The following is an 18808-nucleotide window of genomic DNA, read 5'->3' on the forward strand; positions in this document are numbered from 1 at the left end:
TTATTCCTCCTGATTTTGCGCAATCCACAGGTCTATTTGTTGTTCGGTCCAAGCCATAAATTCATGACGGCGTATTTGATCCAAAATTCCGCTACTCGCCAAGCGCCTCAGTAGTTTAGTCCTTTGCTGTGGGGAACTTATCTTACGTTTGATGATCTGTCGCATATCGTGCATGAAATCCAGATATGGCTCGTATTCGCTACCAAACAACGTATCCAAGGCTGATGTAATATCAGCGGTCACAGCGGGGCCTGCCCCTTCTGTAGAGATACTAATCGTCAGTCTCCCTCGTCGGATGATGCCCGGCGTTATAAAATCTCCCTCTTCCGAGCGATCCGCCACATTTACCAGTATACCCCTTTGTCTGGCCTCATGCGCAACCTTATTATTCACTTCTCTCTGGTTCGTAGCGGCATATACAAGAAAGGCTCCCTGGAGGTCACCCTCGCGATATACGCGATTTACCCAGTGGAGCTGCTTGTGATCGGCCAGGACCTGTAAATCCGGCGTTATATTCGGGCTAATGAGGGTAATGGACGCCCCACTTTCCATCATCCCCTTAACCTTTCGTTCCGCAATCCTGCCGCCGCCTACAATACAACAGATCTTATTGTTACAATTCAACGAAATCGGGACAAAATGCTGCAAATGGCTTTTCACTCTCCCGTCCACTGATGAAATACAGACCAGGAATTCAGCAAAAAATTAAGAATCAATAGCGTGTAGCCCACCAATGCCCACTTTGCCATCACAAGCCCTGAACGCTGATTCAATCTTTTGCTCACTAAAAATATAATATACACACACAGGGCAATCGCTGTCATCAGCACCTTGGTATCTAGCAAGAAAAGCCAGCGTTCCTCAGCAATAATAGAAATAACGGCAACTACAATAGAGACTCCCAGCAAAGGAGTACCAATCAACAGCGCCATATGCGTATACCGATCCATCATTTCCAGACTCGGCAGGCGTCTGATCGTGTCATTCCATTTCTTTACTTTCAATTTACGATGCAAAAACAGATATAACCCCGAAAATACAGCTGCTACCGTCATCGCTACAAAACCAAGATTAGCCAGCGCAATATGAATCAGGAGCAGCCCATGCACGGTATGCCAATTTCCAAGTGGATTGTCGAGAGGCTCCATCCATATATTGTTGAGCACCAGCACTGCAAAACTAATAATATTAAGCAGCAATACCGCAAATTCGGAACGCTGATAACGTGTCAAAATCAAAGAAATCAGCACTAAAATAACTGAAAACAGAAATAGAAAATCGTAGGTCACGAAAATAGGAAGGTGCCCTTCATTCCAGGTTCTTATCCCCATATAAGCAAGCTGGAGCACCAGAACGACAACAAGAAGCCCTGTACCTGTCCGTTTAGCATTCGCATTGCGACGAATCCCATCCGAGAATACAAACAGAAGGCTCAGGGCAAAAACATAAATCATTGAATCATATATAAGCATGCCTGAAGCCACGTCTGTTCACCCACTTTTACAGGCTGGCCGGCGCAAACGACGCTGGCAAAGCCTGAGCCTGAACGGTTTTTTCATGAACACCGGCTTCCGGTTTTATTAACGCAGATGCATCGCTTTTATCTACTTTCTGAGCGGCGTCATCCAAACGATCCTCCAGAGCAAAAATGTGGCTAAACATGTCTAGGGCCTCATTCCCCTGTTTTTGGACAGCCAGTTCCTTTACCCGATTGATCGGATCATGCATCATCTGGTTCAGCATGCTCTTCGTCAAACGGCTAATCACTTTGCGTTGCCGTTCATCCAGCTCGGGAAGCTTATTGAACAAGCTTTCCAACGTATCCTGATGTACAGACTCCGCTTTTTCCTGTAATGCACGAATCACCGGACGCACTCCCATCGTTTTCAACCATTGATAAAACTCGCTAAGCTCATCTTCGATCATATGCTCGATTTTTGTAGCTTCGGTACGGCGCATTTCCAAATTGCTCTCCACGATCCCTTCCAGATCATCAATATCGTACAGGAAAACATTCTGTAATTCACCAATAGCCGGGTCGAGATCACGCGGAACCGCAATATCAATCATAAACAAAGGACGGGACTGTCGACGTTTCATACTTGCTTCAACCCGAGCCCGATCCAGAATATACCCCTGGGCACCTGTCGAGCTAATAACAATATCCACGTCCGCCAACCGATTCATGCCTTCCTCCATCGTAACCGGCGTTCCATGGAACTTGGAGGCAAGGTCTTCCGCACGGGACAAGGTTCGGTTGGCTACAATAACCTCGGCTGCTCCGCCGCTGTACAAATGCTTAACCGTAAGTTCACTCATTTTACCAGCACCGAGAATCAGTACCTTTTTATCGGTAAACATCCCGAAAATCCGTTTGCCTAGCTCAACTGCTGCATAGCTGACAGATACGGCACTTTCTCCAATAGATGTCTCTGAATGGGCACGCTTGCCCAATGTGACGGCCTGCTTAAACAACATATTAAACCACGTTGCCGTAATTTTCTGGGATTGAGCCTGAAGAAAAGCGTTCTTTACCTGTCCCAAAATTTGTGTTTCTCCGATTACCATAGAATCAAGACCACAAGTCACACGGAACAAATGCCGAATCGCCTGCTCGTCCTCATATATATATAAATGTTGTGTAAATTGATCACGCGGAATGCCAAACCATTGCTCCATAAAACTGCGTATAAAATAGCCGCACATGTGAAGGCGGTCCACTACAACATATATTTCAGTCCGATTGCAGGTTGCGACAACTACGCCCTCCAACACACTTTTGGTAAGTTTGAGTTGCTCCAGCGCTTTTGGCAAATCTTGTTCTGCAAATGTAAAACGCTCTCTGACTTCCACAGGCGCCGTACGATAATTCAACCCAACAACGACGATGTGCATTGCAAATTCACCTGCCTAAACTGTAATAAGAATAACCACTGTTATCATAAACTATGTTAATTATATCACAGAAGTCCGAATCTCCTCCGGCTGTTTTATGAATTGTTTATGAAAATTGAATAGCTTTCATGAAACCAGCACGTTCTGTATGATTTGATTTAGTGTAGACCACTTTTAAAACAAATAACCACGGAAATGTTCCATGGCTATAATATAGGACGCACAAACGGCTCCATAAAAAACGATTTACACTAACTCAGCCAGCTTGCACTCTGGTGATTCCACCTGAAGTTCTCCCAAGCCGCGAATCAGCTTTTTCGCATATGTTTTTTTCGGTTTTAGAACGGATACCAGGTAATCAATAGCCAGCTGCGGATCGACAGTCTCACCGCAAGTATAACAATCAATAGCGGCAAACCCTCTCTCAGGATACGTATGAATAGAGAGATGACTCTCCGACAACAGTACAAGCACGGTAGCTCCCTGTGGTTCGAACTGCTTGGATTGAACGGACATCACCGTTGCTCCGCAAGCTTCAGCTGCTTCAACTAATTGAGCCTCCAAAAACTGCGCATCATTCAGTAATTCAAACTCAACACCCCAAGTATCTACGGCAACGTGTCTTCCGAAAGTTGAGTACTCCAATTCCATCTTTCGGTTCCCCCTTCCTAGGAATAAAATGTTTGGAAAAATTTCATCCGCTAGGACCTACGTCATTCACTTCCCGAGGGAATAACCTCTCGCAACATTCAATGTCCTGAGTGAATCCTGGTTCCTACATTTCATTTTCAACGAGATTAAAAATAACATCTATGTGCAGCAAATGCAATCATTTTTTAAGAATAAAAAAGCCTATTTCGGTAAAGAAAGGGACTACACGGCATAACGATTCATTCCATATATTCATGCCTTATTAAGCTTCCAGTGCAAATAATTTTGAGCAACTCATTCGAAGCTTGTGGTCAATCTGTTCCAACTCCGAGAAAGTACGCGCCAAATTCCGCTGGTCAAGCAACGAATTAATGAGATGATATACGTCAGATATTTCATTTTCGACGTTCTGATGCTGAAAAAGCTGTTGCAATTCCTGCACCGTATTTTTATATTCGAATACCAGCCTGGAGCCTCCGGCATTCTTCTCCATAATTTTACGAACCGTACCTTCATTATAAAAATACACCATAGTGAATCCTTGATACATTCGGTAAACGATGCCTTCGCCCTTAAAACGAACAAAAAGTTTGCGTATAAACAGGGTTAGTTGCGGATGAATTAAGCGACAAGTCAATTCACACACAAACGCTCCCTCTTTGGCTTCAAAAAACAAATGAACTTCCTCACCCGCACTATGCTCCAGAACGATTTCCTGTCTTCCGTTATCTAGAACTTTAATATAGTAATGCACCTGGGGATCATCCACTGCCCGCAAAAATTCGTCCATTTGGGTTTCCGACAAGGTCAAAGTGGTTTTAACATACTCTGTGGCTAACCGCTGAGCCATACCCATCTCCTCAATTCTTTCCTGAACCTATAAGTTTAAGCTTTAAATTTATTATACATCAGACCTAAAGTGCTTTTCTTGCACATCAAATCATAAATTCCCGCCATACATCGGAAATAAACGCAAAATGATGGGGTTGAGACTGCATTATCCCCCATATACTCACTTTTCGGCTTAAAATCCACGAGTTCTTTTTGTTATTATATATTATTCCCACCTATTTAGTAAGTTTATTTTTTTGAAGCCCGAACCATGAAAAAAGGACGTCCTCAAGGACGTCCCTAGCCTTACAATTCCGTCTGCTCTTCTTCGTCATTCTCTATATAGCTGGAGATGACAGACCACAGCTCTTCCTTGCCCATACCTTCTTCGGATGAAAAGGGGATAAACAATCCCCCGGGAAGTATTCCGAGTTCCTGCTTGATTACCTTGTAATGCTTTTCTCGCCGCGTTTTAGGGATTTTATCTGCCTTCGTGCCTACAACACATACGGGAAGCCCGTTATGACGTAGCCAATCATACATCATGATATCGTCCTTGGACGGCGGATGGCGCAAATCTACCATTTGAAGCACCAGTTTGAGTGGCTCACGCTCCAGCAAATAAGACTCAATCATCTGCCCCCAAGCCTTGCGGGACGTTTTGGATACCTTGGCGTAACCGTAACCGGGAAAATCGACAAAATAGAGATCATCATTAATCCGGTAATAATTGAGTTGCTGGGTTTTACCTGGCGTAGAACTGGTACGCGCCAAATTTTTACGGTTAATCAACCGATTAATCAATGAAGACTTTCCTACATTGGAGCGCCCCGCCAGAGCAATCTCTGGCAAAGCGTCCACAGGAAACTGATCGGGACCAACCGCACTTATTATAAATTCTGCTTTTGTTACTTTCATTGTGTCCTTAATTCCTCTCTAATGTACCCTTGCCTGCTCAACCAAAGCATGCTTTAGCACCTGATCCATATGGGCAACGGGGACAAATTCAACATCCTGCCGGATACTGTCGGGAATATCCTTTAAATCCCGTTCATTATCTTTGGGAAGCAGAATTTTTTTGTAGCCTGCCCGGTGGGCAGCCAGCGACTTCTCTTTTAAACCACCAATCGGCAATACACGGCCGCGCAGAGTAATTTCGCCCGTCATAGCCACATCCTTGGATACATGACGGTTGGTCAAAGCTGAAATTAACGCGGTAGCAATAGTAATTCCCGCAGATGGACCATCCTTCGGAATCGCACCCTCAGGAATATGAATGTGGATATCATTTTTCTCATAAAAGTCTAGTTCAATGCCCAGATCAACTGCTTTGGAACGGGTGTAGCTGAATGCCGCCTGTGCAGATTCCTTCATAACGTCTCCCAGTTTACCCGTAAGAATCAGTTTACCACTACCAGGTACGACCGTCACTTCAATCATCAGTGTTTCACCACCGACCTCTGTCCATGCCAAGCCTGTAACCGTACCGATCTGATCCTCCAGTTCTGCAACACCGTAACGGAATTTAGCGATACCCAGATAATCCTTCAGATTATCCGGTGTGATTTGAATTGGTCCTTCGCCACCAGATACAACGGACTTCGCCGCCTTGCGGCACAGAGAAGCCATTTGCTGCTCAAGATTCCGCACACCGGATTCACGCGTATATTCGCGAATGACACGCAGTAGCGTATCCTCCCCGATAACCAGTTGTTCCTCGTCCAAGCCATGCTCTCTCTTCTGCTTGGGCAATAGGTACCGATTGGCGATTTCCAGCTTCTCCAGTTCGGTGTAGCCAGGAATATAGAGCGTCTCCATGCGGTCCATTAGCGGACGCGGGATGTTGTGTGCAGCATTGGCTGTCGTTACAAACATCACATTGGACAGGTCAAACGGCAGCTCAACAAAATGGTCACTGAACGTATTGTTTTGTTCAGGATCAAGCACTTCGAGCAATGCCGCCGATGGATCTCCTCGAAAATCGGAAGCCATTTTATCAATCTCATCCAGCAAAAATACTGGATTAGACGTTCCTGCGGTCTTCATCCCCTGAATGATCCGCCCCGGCATCGCACCAACATAAGTCCGACGGTGACCGCGGATTTCCGCTTCATCCCGCACACCTCCGAGAGAGATGCGGACAAATTCCCGACCCATGGATTTGGCAATCGAACGGGCCAACGAGGTCTTGCCGACCCCTGGCGGACCCACGAGACACAGAATCGGTCCCTTAATGGTCTTCACCAGCTTGCGTACAGCCAAATACTCCAATACACGCTCCTTGGGTTTATCCAATCCGTAGTGGTCGTTATTAAGTACCTCTTCAGCTTTGACGATATCCAGATCATCATCGGTAAACTTGTTCCATGGCAAGCTTAACAACCAATCCACATAATTACGGATGACGCCACCCTCGGCAGAGCTTGCCGGCATTTTTTCCAGACGATCGATTTCCTTTTCGACCTTCTCCTTCACCGGAACAGGCAACTCCAGTTCACTTAGCTGGTTGCGCAGTTCTTCAACTTCTCCCGCGCGACCTTCCTTCTCGCCAAGTTCCTTCTGAATTGCCTTCATTTGTTCACGCAGATAATACTCCTTCTGCGTCTTTTCCATCTGCTTCTTCACACGCTGGTTGATTTTACGTTCCAGCTCCAGTACTTCACGCTCATTGTTCAAAATATCCAGAAGCTTCTCCAGACGCTGAGTAACGTCGATCGTCTCCAGTATATCCTGCTTTTCCTTAATTTTGAGCGTCAAATGACTTGTGATTACGTCTGCTAGCCGTCCCGGCTCCTCAATATCCGATACCGCAGCGAGAGTCTCCGGTGTTACCTTTTTGGACAAGTTGATATAATGCTCGAACTGAGTTAATACAGTGCGCATTAGCGCATCCGTCTCAGGCTGTACGTTTTCTGCCTCGTGCAGCTCCTTCGCCATTACCTCGTAATATTCTTCATTGTCCGTATATTGAATAATCTCGGCCCGTTCCAGCCCTTCCACCAATACTCGAATGGTTCCATTAGGAAGTTTGAGCATCTGGCGTACCTTGGCTACCGTGCCGACTCGAAAGATGTCCTCTTGTGTAGGTTCTTCAATATTTACTTCTGATTGAGAACACAGGAGAATCAAATTGTCTTCAACCATCGCTTTTTCCAAAGCCTTGACCGATTTTTCCCGGCCCACATCGAGATGCAGAACCATACTCGGGTAGACCAGAAGCCCTCTTAAAGGCAGCAAAGGAAAACGACGACCTTTTGTCTTGGTGGGTCCCATCGCTTTCGCACCTCCAGTGATTCTCAGGTTCCGGATTTTACAATCCTCAAGTTGTTATCTTTCATATTTTATCAAATGTTTTATGAAAAAACCAATGAAAGGGTGGTTCATCAGCAAGATCCTGTATCTGATATCGTCCCGTTATGCGTTCCATCAGCCTGTAACAAGGAAGATTGGGATGGGCGAAAAGTCTCAATTGGCGCATGTACAGGCGAATCCGACGTTATCTCTTCCCCGAACACATGTCGGAACACTTCGGTAACCGACTGTACGGGAATCACCTTTAAACCCTCAATGCTGTCAAAAAGAGCTTGCCAGTTGTCCTGCGGAATGATCACTTTTTTGGCTCCTGCCTGAAAAGCGGCTTCAACCTTGGCTAATACACCACCAATCGGTTTGACACGACCATGGATGCTAATTTCGCCAGTCATTGCAATTTCATGATCCACCGGAATTCCCCGCATCGCGGAAGCAATGGCTGTTGCCATCGCAATTCCTGCGGACGGGCCATCTACCGGCGTACCCCCAGGGAAATTGATATGCAAATCGTAATTCGACGGAGACAATCCGAGCGTACGCAAAACGGTTAGAACATTTTCTACAGAACCTTTAGCCATGCTCTTACGGCGCAGTGTACGGGACCCGCCTCCGATTTCTTCCTCATCCACAACCCCCGTAATATTATAGCTGCCCTTTCCCTCAGGAACCGGAACTGCTGTAACTTCAATTTCAAGCAGCATCCCCATGTTCGGGCCATATACAGCTAATCCGTTAACAAATCCGATTTGCGGCAAGCCTGGTATTTTTCGGTCAGGACGCGGTTGAATTTGACTACTGCCCGCTACCCATTCGACGTCGGAAGCATTGAGACATTCCCTTTTCTCGGTAAGTGCCAAACCAGCAGCCAGCTGGATCATATTGACCGCCTCCCGACCGTTCGTTGCGTAACGCTGTACAACTTCTACCGCCTCAGGACAAGGGCCAAAGCCTAGCTTGTGGACGGCATCCTCTGCAATACGAGCAATCTCCTGTGGCTGCAAGGCACGGAAATAAATCTCCATGCACCGGGAGCGAATCGCAGGTGGCAGTTCATGCGGCGAACGGGTCGTCGCACCCACCAAACGAAAATCGGCTGGCAAACCGTTTTGGAAAATATCGTGGATATAAGCAGGAGTATTCGAATCTTCCGAGTTGTAATACGCACTCTCCAAAAATACCTTGCGATCCTCCAGTACTTTCAAGAGTTTATTCATCTGCGTTGGATGCAGCTCACCAATCTCATCAATGAACAGCATCCCCCCATGCGCCTTCGTCACAGCTCCGGGTTTAGGTTGTGGGATACCCGCTACCCCCATCGCTCCTGCCCCTTGATAGATTGGATCATGCACTGAACCTATCAGCGGGTCTGCAATACCGCGCTCATCAAAGCGGGCCGTCGTAGCATCAATCTCCGTGAATTTGGCGTCTCCCTTGAACGGAGAGGACAGATTCTTCTTAGCCTCTTCCAGCACAACGCGTGCAGCAGCTGTCTTCCCTACACCCGGCGGGCCATAAATAATGACATGCTGCGGATTCGCACTACATAACGCAGCCTTGAGCGCGCGCAGTCCATCCTTCTGACCCACGATATCCTGTAATGTGGCAGGACGTGTGCGTTCAGCCAACGGCTTGGTAAGTGAAATAGAACGCAATTTGCGTAGCTTATCCAATTCCTTGCGGGATTCCCGATCCACCGCACTACGGTTCGTTTTCTGGCTCCGCAGGAGGTTCCAGAAATACAGACCAATAACAATCCCGAAAAACATTTGCACCAATAACAAAATCATAGTCAAGTCCATCGTATTTCCTCCGTTTCTCATCTCAGCAATTTTAAAAATGCCGCTCTATGAAAAACAGTATTTCCTTTTCCGCGATAGCTAAACGGCGGTCTTTCAAAAGATCAGAGAGAAATACAAAAACACCGCGAAGAACAGTTCTGTAGCAGAGCTGCTCTCCACGGCGTTTAAATGATGACAATAGATTATGACTATGCCTCTTTATAATAACTGCTTTTTGCCTACACCTTCTCGGCGGTATGACGTTCTTCACGTCCAGGTATTTTCCCTGTTTCCTCATATGCTTTGACGATGATATCAATTTCTTTTTTCAATTCGTCCACCATATCAGCCTCAGGTACTTTGCGAATCATTTTTCCATAACGGAACAAAAGGCCTTCACCGCGCGCTCCGGCAATTCCAATATCAGCTTCCTTCGCTTCACCCGGGCCATTTACTGCACAACCCAGTACTGATACTTTAATCGGTACCTTGAGTTTTGCAATGTAGTCTTCTACCTCGTTGGCAATAGAGAACAGATCAATATCCAGACGTCCGCAAGTCGGACAAGAAATCAATGTAGCTGCGTTTGTGATTAATCCAAACGTCTTGAGCAACTCACGGGCTACCTTCACTTCTTCCACCGGATCAGCACTAAGTGAAATACGCATTGTGGAGCCGATGCCTGATGCTAGCAAAGCGCCCATACCTGCCGCGCTTTTAACTGTACCCGTAAAGAGTGTACCCGCTTCGGTAATACCCAGATGGAGCGGATACTTAATAATTTCAGCGGCCTTCGTATAAGCAGCAATCGCCATAGGAACATCAGACGCCTTCAGTGACACGATAATGTCATGGAAATCAAGTTCTTCCAGTATCCCGATATGATACAGCGCACTTTCTACCATCGCTTCTGGCGTAGGGTAGCCATACTTATCAAGTAAATGCTGTTCCAATGACCCGGCATTCACACCAATTCGAATCGGAATCCCTTTTTCCTTACATGCCTTCACGACAGCTTCTACTTTTTCACGTCGTCCTATGTTACCTGGATTAATGCGAACTTTATCAATCCCATTTTCAATTGCCAGTAGAGCCAGCTTGTGATTAAAGTGAATATCTGCAACTAGCGGAATATGAATCCGTTTTTTAATTTCCTTAATGGCTGCGGCAGCTTCCTCATTGTTGACGGTAACCCGCACCAGTTGACATCCGGCTTCTTCCAAGCGAAGAATCTCGGCTACAGTTGCTTCCACATCTGCTGTTTTAGTTGTACACATGCTTTGGATGATGACTTCATTGCTGCCGCCAATCGTCAGATTCCCGACTTTAACGGGACGTGTGTCTTGTCTTAAGAACATGTACTTTTCTCTCCCATTAACGCCAAACCTCCACCCCTTAAAACCTCATACAGGTTTAGTGAAGTGGAGATCCGGCTTCTCATGTTTTAGAGATCGCGAAGTATCAATCCTTAGGCGCTCTCTTCTTGTTTTTTATCCTTATCTGTACCACCGAGTTCCGGTGCGATTTTGTCTTTTACAACCTGCTCATTGATGACGCAAGTAGTCACATCCTCACGGGAAGGAACCTCATACATTACGTCCAGCATAATACCTTCGATGATCGCACGAAGGCCACGGGCACCCGTGTTACGCTTGATCGCTTCACGAGCAATGGCTTCCAGAGCATCTTGCTTAAACTCCAGTTGCACATTATCCAGCTCAAGCAGCTTCTGGTATTGCTTGGTTAACGCATTTTTCGGTTCGGACAGAATACGAACCAATGTGTTCTCATCAAGCGGCTCCAGCGTAGAAATTACTGGCAAGCGTCCTACAAATTCCGGTATCAGACCGAATTTCAAAAGATCCTCAGGCAATACCATTGAAGTATATTCGCCTGGTTTCAGATCTTTTTGTTCGCTGGTAGCGTTGAAGCCGATAACCTTTTTACCGATACGACGTTTGATCATTTGCTCCAGACCATCAAAGGCACCACCGCAAATGAACAGGATATTCGTGGTGTCAATTTGAATAAACTCTTGATGTGGATGCTTGCGACCGCCTTGAGGTGGTACAGAAGCAACCGTGCCTTCCAAAATTTTAAGCAACGCCTGCTGTACACCTTCACCCGAAACGTCACGCGTAATGGACGGGTTTTCGGATTTGCGGGCTACTTTATCAATTTCGTCAATGTAGATAATGCCGCGTTCGGCTTTTTCTACATCATAATCGGCAGCTTGAATCAGTTTCAGCAAAATATTTTCAACGTCTTCACCCACATAACCTGCTTCCGTAAGGGAAGTGGCATCTGCGATAGCAAAAGGAACGTTCAAAATTTTAGCCATGGTTTGCGCAAGCAACGTTTTACCCGAACCTGTAGGTCCAAGCATCAAGATGTTACTTTTTTGCAGTTCCACATCATCAATTTTGTTTTGAGTATTAATTCGTTTGTAGTGATTATATACCGCTACAGACAACGATTTTTTCGCTTGATCCTGACCAATAACATATTGGTCCAGAATGTCACGGATTTGCATTGGTTTCGGAATGTCTTTCAGATCTACTTCTTCTTCATGACCCAATTCCTCTTCTACAATCTCCGTACACAACTCAATGCATTCGTCACATATATATACGCCCGGTCCGGCAACAAGCTTGCGAACCTGATCCTGAGATTTACCGCAGAAAGAACATTTCAATTGTCCTTTTTCATCATTAAATTTAAACATAGAGCCACCCCTTTACAGATTAATCGGTTTAGACAGCACCTGGTCAATGATACCGTATGCTTTTGCCTCTTCCGCTTCCATGAAGAAATCCCGGTCAGTATCACGTTCGATTTTTTCGAGGGGCTGACCCGTACGCTCTACATAGATTTGATTCAGCTTAGCACGTGTTTTGATAATCCAGTCCGCATGAATCAGCATATCGGAGGCTTGCCCCTGAATGCCACCAAGTGGCTGATGAATCATGACTTCACTATTGGTAAGCGCGTATCTCTTACCTGGCGCACCCGCTGTTAGCAGCAACGAACCCATACTTGCAGCCATGCCTACACAGATCGTCGATACGTCCGGCTTAATGAATTGCATTGTATCATATATACCCATGCCCGCAGTTACAGAACCGCCTGGCGAGTTAATGTACAAATTAATATCCTTCTCTGGATCTTCCGCAGAAAGGAACAATAGCTGTGCAATGACGAGATTGGCGACATCGTCATCAATCGGGCCACTTAGGAAAATAATACGATCCTTAAGCAACCGCGAGTAAATATCGTAAGATCGTTCTCCTCGATTCGTTTGTTCCACAACCATAGGGACGAGACTCATCACGACCAACCTCTTTTCTTTATTAAAATGAACACCTGTATTCATCCGCTTCCTTATGTCCCATTAAAACGGAAGCAGCAAGCATGAAACGTGAACACCTTACAAAATATTTTAACATGTTCAGAGTCTCGTGTCATATTTGCATGCGCTCATATATGCAGTGCGGGCTATTTACAGTACACTCTGCCGAGACCTTCTCATATTTAACCATGTTTCGTATGTATGTGCAAATATACGGTAGTGACTTATGTAAAACAAGAAAACGCGACTCACAGCACTTTCCATAAACGACTAAAATTTGGGTTATCAAAGGTAAAAATAAGGCACGTAACTTTCACTACGTGCCTTATCCCTATCTAATTACTACGTTTCAGCTTGTTACAGCATACTCCGTATATTTTATCGTCTGAATTACTCAGCAGCTTCAACTGGCGCTTCTACTTCTTTGCTGTTTTCCACCAACAAAGCAATGGTTTTGCGCAGTGAAATTTCTTCTTTCAGGTTAGCGAACGAGCCGTTACCTTCCAGAATGCTACGGATTTCTTCAACTGAACGTTTGTAAGCTTCAGCCATGTTTTTCAGTTCTTCATCAATTTCCGCTTCGGAAACTTCGATGTTTTCTGCTTTAGCCACTTGCTCCAGCACGAGGTTGTTACGTACGCGCTTCTCAGCATCAGCTTTCATTTGCTCTTCCAGGTCTTCCTTGCTTTGACCAGAGAATCCAAGGAACATTTCAAGGTTCATACCTTGGCTACGCAAACGGTTGTCGAAATCGCGAACCATGTTTTGCACTTCGCTCTTCACCATTGCTTCAGGAATGTCGATTGTTGCATTCTCAGCAACTTTCTCCACTACAGCACCCTCGCGGGCTGCTTTAGCTTCGTTTTCCTTACGATCCAACAATTGCTTTTTCAAGTCTTCCTTGAATTCAGCCAGTGTGTCAAATTCGCTTACATCTTTAGCAAATTCATCGTCCAGTTCAGGAAGAACTTTGCGTTTCAGTTCGTGAACTTTCACTTTGAATACCGCTTGTTTGCCAGCGAGGTCAGCAGAATGGTAGTTCTCAGGGAACGTTACTTCAACGTCCTTGGAATCGCCAGTGTGCAAACCAACCACTTGCTCTTCAAAACCAGGGATGAATGTGTTAGATCCCAGTTCCAAAGAATACTTCTCAGCTTGTCCACCTTCGAATGGTACACCGTCCACGGAACCGTCGAAGTCAATAATAGCTGTATCACCGGATTGAGCAGCATCTTCATCAACGACAACCAGTTCAGCATGACGTTGTTGCAGGCGCTCCAGTTCTTGAGCCAGTTCTTCGTCGCTTACTTCGAGTTTGCTTACAGGCACTTCTACGCCTTTGTAATCGCCCAAAGTCACTTCAGGTTTAACAGTAACCTTTGCTTTGAATTTGAAAGATTCGCCTTTAGCAAATTGATCAATTTCAACGTCAGGGCTGTCAACCGGGAAGATGTCCGTTTGCTCTACAGCTTGGCTGTAAGCTTCTGGCAACAGGATGTCAATTGCATCCTGGTACAGACTTTCAATACCATAGCGTTTTTCAAAGATAGGACGTGGTACTTTACCTTTACGGAATCCAGGTACACTTACTTGTTTTGCCACTTTATTAAAAGCTTTGTCGAGTGCAGCGGCTACACGATCCGCGTCAACCTCAACTTCAAGAACCCCAAGGTTCTTCTCTATTTTCTCCCAAGTTGCTTTCATTTTATGCTTTCCCCTCCAACAAAATCTTCACTTAGTTTTCATTACAATCAACGCACACAAAATAACCACTATAGTATATCTAACATTACTGTCTTTTTCAAGAGCAGCCCTTTGAATGCTTCACAGGTAAACGTTTCCGGTCATTAAGGAGTGTGCATTCCCGCCGCTACGAATAGTCGCATCGACCGATACGCCTGCTCAAAACGAAAGCGCAACGCATCTGTAATGCCATATATAGCACGGGTTTCTTCCTCATTATTATTACCGTTCAAACTTTCCGAAACGGTCTGATGGAGTGCTGCAGCCCAAATATCCGGCATTCCGTCCTCTTCCACCAACATGGATCTATAATCATTCGTACCGTATACTGCCATCACAAACTGTGACCACAACTCCTGTGCAAAATAGAATAGTGTAGGCTCGTGCACCTCAGTCTGATCAGCCACCCGTTCCAAAATACGCATAATCGACTCTGGAAAATCACCAGGCTGTAACGGAACCGTTTCAATGTCGATTTCCGCTTGTTCATCACCCCGTCTGATTTCTATCGTCCCTTCCATTCCGCGTCGTCGCATTGTCTGTAGAACACGGAATTGAAGTAAAGGATGGATTTCCCGGTCCATAATCCAGCGAAGCAAGGCATCGTCGATTTCTGGCAGTTCCAAATAGGACAACTGCTCCAACGCTAAAATCGTCTGTTCGGATAAGGGTTCATCCATAGCCATCCGCAACAGCTTGTTGCCGTAGCCCGCATCCTGCTCCTGCTTAAAGCGTGCATGACGGCGAGCTAACTCTACTTCACTGACCTCTTCTTCCACAGCGTCCGTTATCGCCCCGCTGTCAGCGTACTGTGGAAATGCAGCTTCCAGCCATTGTAATAGAGCGTTCCATTCATCGTATTGCTTCTGCTCCTGTCCCTGACACTGCATTAAAAAACGCAGCATCGCCATCGCCTCTCCGTAACGTTCGTTTTCAAGCATCACAGTAAGTTGGATTTGATAATAGTCCAGTGTCTTCGGAAACAATACAATATTATTTTCTTTTGTCGTCACCTTGGAGTCCTTTATTCAAGGCACCCCCTCTCCTTCACAAGCTCAAGTATTTGTAGATTATATGAGAAACAGTAGCCGAAGTCCAACCACTCGTCTTACACATATTCACCTGTATTCTAACATACCCTTTTATAAGGCAAAAAAAACTACGTCTACTCAGAATTTATGCTGTATAAAGCCTAAATAAGCGATATATGCAAAATAAGACTTGAATTTCTTTTATCCATATGATATATTAATATTCGCTTGAATTTTATGTCCCAGTAGCTCAGCTGGATAGAGCAACGGCCTTCTAAGCCGTCGGTCGGGGGTTCGAATCCCTCCTGGGACGTCATAACAAGAAGCTTCCATAATGGAGGCTTTTTTTGTTCTCATGAAATAACTCACAGGGGAACGTCGGCCCATCGGCATCGTTAGCCTATACTTCGCAGTCAACCATAGGGAGAGTATCTCTCTTGATAAATTACATCAAAAAAAGCTTCCGCAAGGGAGCTTTTTTTGATGATAAATAATGTAGAAAGAATAGTCTGCCACGCTACTTTAGGCGCTGGTTTCAAGTCACTACTCTTTCAATAAAACGCAGATATTGCTATCATCTATCATGTTACACCATTTTGAAGTAAAGGAGGTTGGCTGACTCCCTTGACTACGAATAAACTCCAAAAGTCGCGGGAAATTCATCGTTTTGTTGCCACTTTGCTTTCTATATTAGGTACTGGATTGGGTATGTTTTATCTCGCCATTCCTTCCTATATGATTGGAGGAGCGGCTCTGATCATCACACAGGGAATTCTGATCTATTTTACATTATTTTCTCTCGGATACCTGCTTATTATTTCGGGACCGCTGGCCATTATTCTCCACATTTTAGGCATTATTTTTACAATACGATCTTTTCAAATTACAAGCAATGTGGGTAGCGCGCCGACAAGTGCATCGTTGCCTTCCAAATGGCGCATGTTGCTCAGTCTCACTGTGGGAGCTACACTTCTACTTCTTGCAGTCACAATGAAATACGTAGATATTATAGAACCTTTTACACAAACAGGTGAAAATAAACGCAACGTAGCCGCAGAATCAGAGCAATATCTGGAGCAGAAATACGGAGAGGACTTTCAAATTCAAAATATTAGCTATCATAGTATTCCCTTCACTGAATATACCATGGAGGCGATCTCTAATCGTCATCCTTCCGTCCTCTTTAACATGACCAAGCGTCCTTATGAGGATGTCCCATTTAGAGAAAAATATCTTAACGCCCTTTGGGAGAGCCAACTGGACATGAAGCTCAAACCTGTTATACAGAAGCTATACAATGATGCAGCCGCTGTTCATTCTGGGGTGCAAGAAGGGGAAACAGATAAAATGATCAAAGAATACGACGATTTTAAACTGAATCCCGAAGCGGTCGGCGATCAATATATTCGTATAATTGTATTCGAGGATCTAACTGACTCAGGATTGTCATTGGAAAAAGAACGGGTATTACAAACTGCAAAAGTTCTCAAAACAGTGTTGGCCGGAAATAAAGCCTCATTAGACATCGAATACTTCCCTTCGGCTATGAATACCAACCGAAACCTTAAGGCAATAGAACTAAACGATTATATGTTTGGTCAGGACCATTTTGATGAAAAGACCTATGAAGTCAAGATAGAAGACATTTATAAGCTTATGTCAACAAAGGATATACAAATCACATCGCTTGACCGCGTGAAGTAGCAAGGAGATTAATCAAATGAAATTAATATCTTGGAATGTAAATGGCTTAAGAGCCTGTGTGACCAAAGGGTTTTATACTTATTTAAAAGAAACGAATGCCGATATTTTTTGCGTACAGGAAACGAAGCTTCAAGAAGGGCAGATCCTCATGGAAAACATGGAGGAATACACACAATACTGGAATTATGCTGAGAAAAAAGGATATTCCGGCACGGCTATTTTCACCAAAATCAAGCCGCTCTCTGTGCATTATGGACTTGAAGAAAATGAAGAACCGGAGGGCCGAACCATCACTTTGGAATTCGAAAAATTTTATCTCGTCAATGTGTACACACCAAATACCAAACGGGACTTATCCCGACTGCCCTACAGACTGGAATGGGAAGACCGTTTTCGCAGCTACCTGCAACAACTGGATGCTTTGAAGCCTGTCATCGTGTGTGGAGACTTGAACGTAGCTCATCAGGAGATCGATCTCAAAAACGCCAAAGCTAACTACGGAAATGCCGGTTTTACGCCTGAGGAACGGGAACGCATGTCACAGCTGCTAGACGCCGGATTTATAGATACCTTCAGAACCTTTTATCCTGACCGGACGGATGTTTATTCCTGGTGGTCCTACATGCCAAAGGTGAGAGAAAGGAATATTGGCTGGCGGATCGATTACTTCCTCGTCTCGGAGAGACTTCGTTCGCTATTGATGGATGCGAACATTGATTGTCATATTACAGGCAGTGACCACTGTCCTGTGATATTGGAGTTGCAAGATATTTCAGCATAAGTCCCCTGCCCTGACACAAGGATTTATGAAACTTTAAAAAGCGGTCATGCTCTGTTATTGCAGCATGACCGCTTTAATGAATGGAGCTATGTCCCCAAATATACCTCGATACGGGAAATCAACCGCTCTCTCACATCTTGTGCCTCTTTATGATCTAATATAGCCTGTCTTATCGTCTTCTTTTCGCCACTAGCGTAATGCAGTACATACTGGGTCACTATGCATTCCGGTGGATAAGTATCCTTGCGATCCGTATTAAAATAAGTCACCTGACAGCTTCCGAGAAAACAGAAAGATAGCTCACCTGTAGCTGTGAACAGCCAGCCTGGCAGCTTGGGCTCCAGCTTCAAGGATAGGCCCCTATGATCATAGCCAAACGGCTGCCCGCCCGTCATCATCCATATCCACATATGAATAAATTCTGCCGTAGATCCGCTCAGCCTCGCGATATATCCCGTTCCATGCAAACTTGCATCAGGATTAGCACTGCTAGCAATAAAGGAGCTGTTCGGTTGGCCGGAAAAAACTCCATGATAGCTCCATTCTTATCCTCCACACCAAAGCTCGCAATTCCTTGTCCACGATTAACATAATACGCCCACAGAGGAATTCCCTGAACACCAGCAATACCGGGTAGAAAACTGGAAAAGGGCTTGGCCTGCGCAAAATTCTCAATCACAAAACGTCCTTGATCGTCAAAATAATACTGCTGCATCGTGCACCCCTTTTCTAT

At 45.1% G+C, this 18808-nt stretch carries 17 protein-coding genes and 1 tRNA gene; 3 read left to right on the plus strand and 15 right to left on the minus strand.

Annotated elements, in window-relative coordinates; all coding sequences use genetic code 11:
- From ACYCS5_RS05355 to ACYCS5_RS05415, 13 genes are all read right to left on the minus strand, one after another.
- Window positions 1–648: a precorrin-2 dehydrogenase/sirohydrochlorin ferrochelatase family protein gene (locus ACYCS5_RS05355; RefSeq protein WP_069011260.1), complete on the minus strand. Its 648-nt coding sequence runs from the start codon at window positions 646–648 to the stop codon at window positions 1–3.
- A gap of 8 nt (window positions 649–656) precedes the next feature.
- On the minus strand, window positions 657–1484 hold the full coding sequence (gene ccsA, locus ACYCS5_RS05360) for a cytochrome c biogenesis protein CcsA (protein ID WP_459760922.1): 828 nt from the start codon (window positions 1482–1484) through the stop codon (window positions 657–659).
- Between the two features lie 16 nt (window positions 1485–1500).
- Complete coding sequence (gene hemA, locus ACYCS5_RS05365; protein WP_459760923.1) at window positions 1501–2895, minus strand: glutamyl-tRNA reductase; 1395 nt, start codon at window positions 2893–2895, stop codon at window positions 1501–1503.
- A gap of 246 nt (window positions 2896–3141) precedes the next feature.
- Entirely contained in the window at window positions 3142–3540 is a 399-nt protein-coding gene (speD, locus tag ACYCS5_RS05370) for an adenosylmethionine decarboxylase (protein ID WP_025365654.1), read from the minus strand.
- 268 nt (window positions 3541–3808) lie between these two features.
- Entirely contained in the window at window positions 3809–4396 is a 588-nt protein-coding gene (locus tag ACYCS5_RS05375) for a hypothetical protein (protein WP_029518406.1), read from the minus strand.
- A 287-nt stretch (window positions 4397–4683) separates the two neighbouring features.
- Window positions 4684–5295, minus strand: a complete 612-nt coding sequence (gene yihA, locus ACYCS5_RS05380) for a ribosome biogenesis GTP-binding protein YihA/YsxC (protein WP_029518405.1) — start codon at window positions 5293–5295, stop codon at window positions 4684–4686.
- Between the two features lie 18 nt (window positions 5296–5313).
- A complete protein-coding gene (lon, locus tag ACYCS5_RS05385) occupies window positions 5314–7650 on the minus strand; it encodes an endopeptidase La (protein WP_023989969.1) in 2337 nt (778 codons plus the stop codon).
- 110 nt (window positions 7651–7760) lie between these two features.
- A complete protein-coding gene (lonB, locus tag ACYCS5_RS05390) occupies window positions 7761–9488 on the minus strand; it encodes an ATP-dependent protease LonB (protein WP_029518404.1) in 1728 nt (575 codons plus the stop codon).
- A 218-nt stretch (window positions 9489–9706) separates the two neighbouring features.
- Complete coding sequence (gene ispG / locus ACYCS5_RS05395; RefSeq protein ID WP_025718670.1) at window positions 9707–10825, minus strand: flavodoxin-dependent (E)-4-hydroxy-3-methylbut-2-enyl-diphosphate synthase; 1119 nt, start codon at window positions 10823–10825, stop codon at window positions 9707–9709.
- Between the two features lie 110 nt (window positions 10826–10935).
- Complete coding sequence (gene clpX, locus ACYCS5_RS05400) at window positions 10936–12192, minus strand: ATP-dependent protease ATP-binding subunit ClpX (protein WP_013311623.1); 1257 nt, start codon at window positions 12190–12192, stop codon at window positions 10936–10938.
- Window positions 12193–12204: 12 nt separating this feature from the next.
- Window positions 12205–12795 (minus strand): ATP-dependent Clp endopeptidase proteolytic subunit ClpP, encoded by a 591-nt coding sequence (gene clpP, locus ACYCS5_RS05405; RefSeq protein WP_016324659.1) that lies wholly within the window; start codon window positions 12793–12795, stop codon window positions 12205–12207.
- 411 nt (window positions 12796–13206) lie between these two features.
- The gene (tig, locus tag ACYCS5_RS05410) at window positions 13207–14520 is read right to left on the minus strand and encodes a trigger factor (RefSeq protein ID WP_028541569.1); all 1314 of its coding nucleotides are present in this window, start codon (window positions 14518–14520) and stop codon (window positions 13207–13209) included.
- Between the two features lie 143 nt (window positions 14521–14663).
- Window positions 14664–15572 carry a hypothetical protein gene (locus tag ACYCS5_RS05415; RefSeq protein ID WP_318628059.1) on the minus strand — a complete coding sequence of 303 codons (909 nt, stop codon included), beginning with the start codon at window positions 15570–15572 and terminating at the stop codon, window positions 14664–14666.
- A 257-nt stretch (window positions 15573–15829) separates the two neighbouring features.
- Here ACYCS5_RS05415 and ACYCS5_RS05420 point away from each other — a divergent pair.
- From ACYCS5_RS05420 to ACYCS5_RS05430, 3 genes are all read left to right on the plus strand, one after another.
- Window positions 15830–15903, plus strand: a tRNA-Arg gene (locus ACYCS5_RS05420).
- 311 nt (window positions 15904–16214) lie between these two features.
- Entirely contained in the window at window positions 16215–17294 is a 1080-nt protein-coding gene (locus ACYCS5_RS05425; protein WP_069011259.1) for a hypothetical protein, read from the plus strand.
- 16 nt (window positions 17295–17310) lie between these two features.
- Window positions 17311–18075 carry an exodeoxyribonuclease III gene (locus ACYCS5_RS05430; RefSeq protein ID WP_029518401.1) on the plus strand — a complete coding sequence of 255 codons (765 nt, stop codon included), beginning with the start codon at window positions 17311–17313 and terminating at the stop codon, window positions 18073–18075.
- 86 nt (window positions 18076–18161) lie between these two features.
- On the opposite strand, the gene ACYCS5_RS05435 is transcribed toward ACYCS5_RS05430, so the two are convergent.
- Both ACYCS5_RS05435 and ACYCS5_RS05440 read right to left on the minus strand, forming a co-directional pair.
- Window positions 18162–18485, minus strand: a complete 324-nt coding sequence (locus tag ACYCS5_RS05435) for a hypothetical protein (protein ID WP_230585102.1) — start codon at window positions 18483–18485, stop codon at window positions 18162–18164.
- Window positions 18486–18511: 26 nt separating this feature from the next.
- The gene (locus ACYCS5_RS05440; protein WP_029518399.1) at window positions 18512–18790 is read right to left on the minus strand and encodes a hypothetical protein; all 279 of its coding nucleotides are present in this window, start codon (window positions 18788–18790) and stop codon (window positions 18512–18514) included.
- Window positions 18791–18808 lie beyond the last annotated feature (18 nt).

The sequence above is a fragment of the Paenibacillus sp. SEL3 genome, from assembly GCF_054602585.1.

Bases quoted from the DNA above. Each gene is read 5' to 3' on its own strand.
- hemA (WP_459760923.1), bottom strand. From the start codon at position 2,895: ATGCACATCGTCGTTGTTGGGTTGAATTATCGTACGGCGCCTGTGGAA.
- ACYCS5_RS05375 (WP_029518406.1), bottom strand. From the start codon at position 4,396: ATGGCTCAGCGGTTAGCCACAGAGTATGTTAAAACCACTTTGACCTTG.
- yihA (WP_029518405.1), bottom strand. From the start codon at position 5,295: ATGAAAGTAACAAAAGCAGAATTTATAATAAGTGCGGTTGGTCCCGAT.
- lon (WP_023989969.1), bottom strand. From the start codon at position 7,650: ATGGGACCCACCAAGACAAAAGGTCGTCGTTTTCCTTTGCTGCCTTTA.
- lonB (WP_029518404.1), bottom strand. From the start codon at position 9,488: ATGGACTTGACTATGATTTTGTTATTGGTGCAAATGTTTTTCGGGATT.
- ispG (WP_025718670.1), bottom strand. From the start codon at position 10,825: ATGTTCTTAAGACAAGACACACGTCCCGTTAAAGTCGGGAATCTGACG.
- clpX (WP_013311623.1), bottom strand. From the start codon at position 12,192: ATGTTTAAATTTAATGATGAAAAAGGACAATTGAAATGTTCTTTCTGC.
- clpP (WP_016324659.1), bottom strand. From the start codon at position 12,795: ATGAGTCTCGTCCCTATGGTTGTGGAACAAACGAATCGAGGAGAACGA.
- tig (WP_028541569.1), bottom strand. From the start codon at position 14,520: ATGAAAGCAACTTGGGAGAAAATAGAGAAGAACCTTGGGGTTCTTGAA.
- ACYCS5_RS05430 (WP_029518401.1), top strand. From the start codon at position 17,311: ATGAAATTAATATCTTGGAATGTAAATGGCTTAAGAGCCTGTGTGACC.
- ACYCS5_RS05435 (WP_230585102.1), bottom strand. From the start codon at position 18,485: ATGTGGATATGGATGATGACGGGCGGGCAGCCGTTTGGCTATGATCAT.
- ACYCS5_RS05440 (WP_029518399.1), bottom strand. From the start codon at position 18,790: ATGCAGCAGTATTATTTTGACGATCAAGGACGTTTTGTGATTGAGAAT.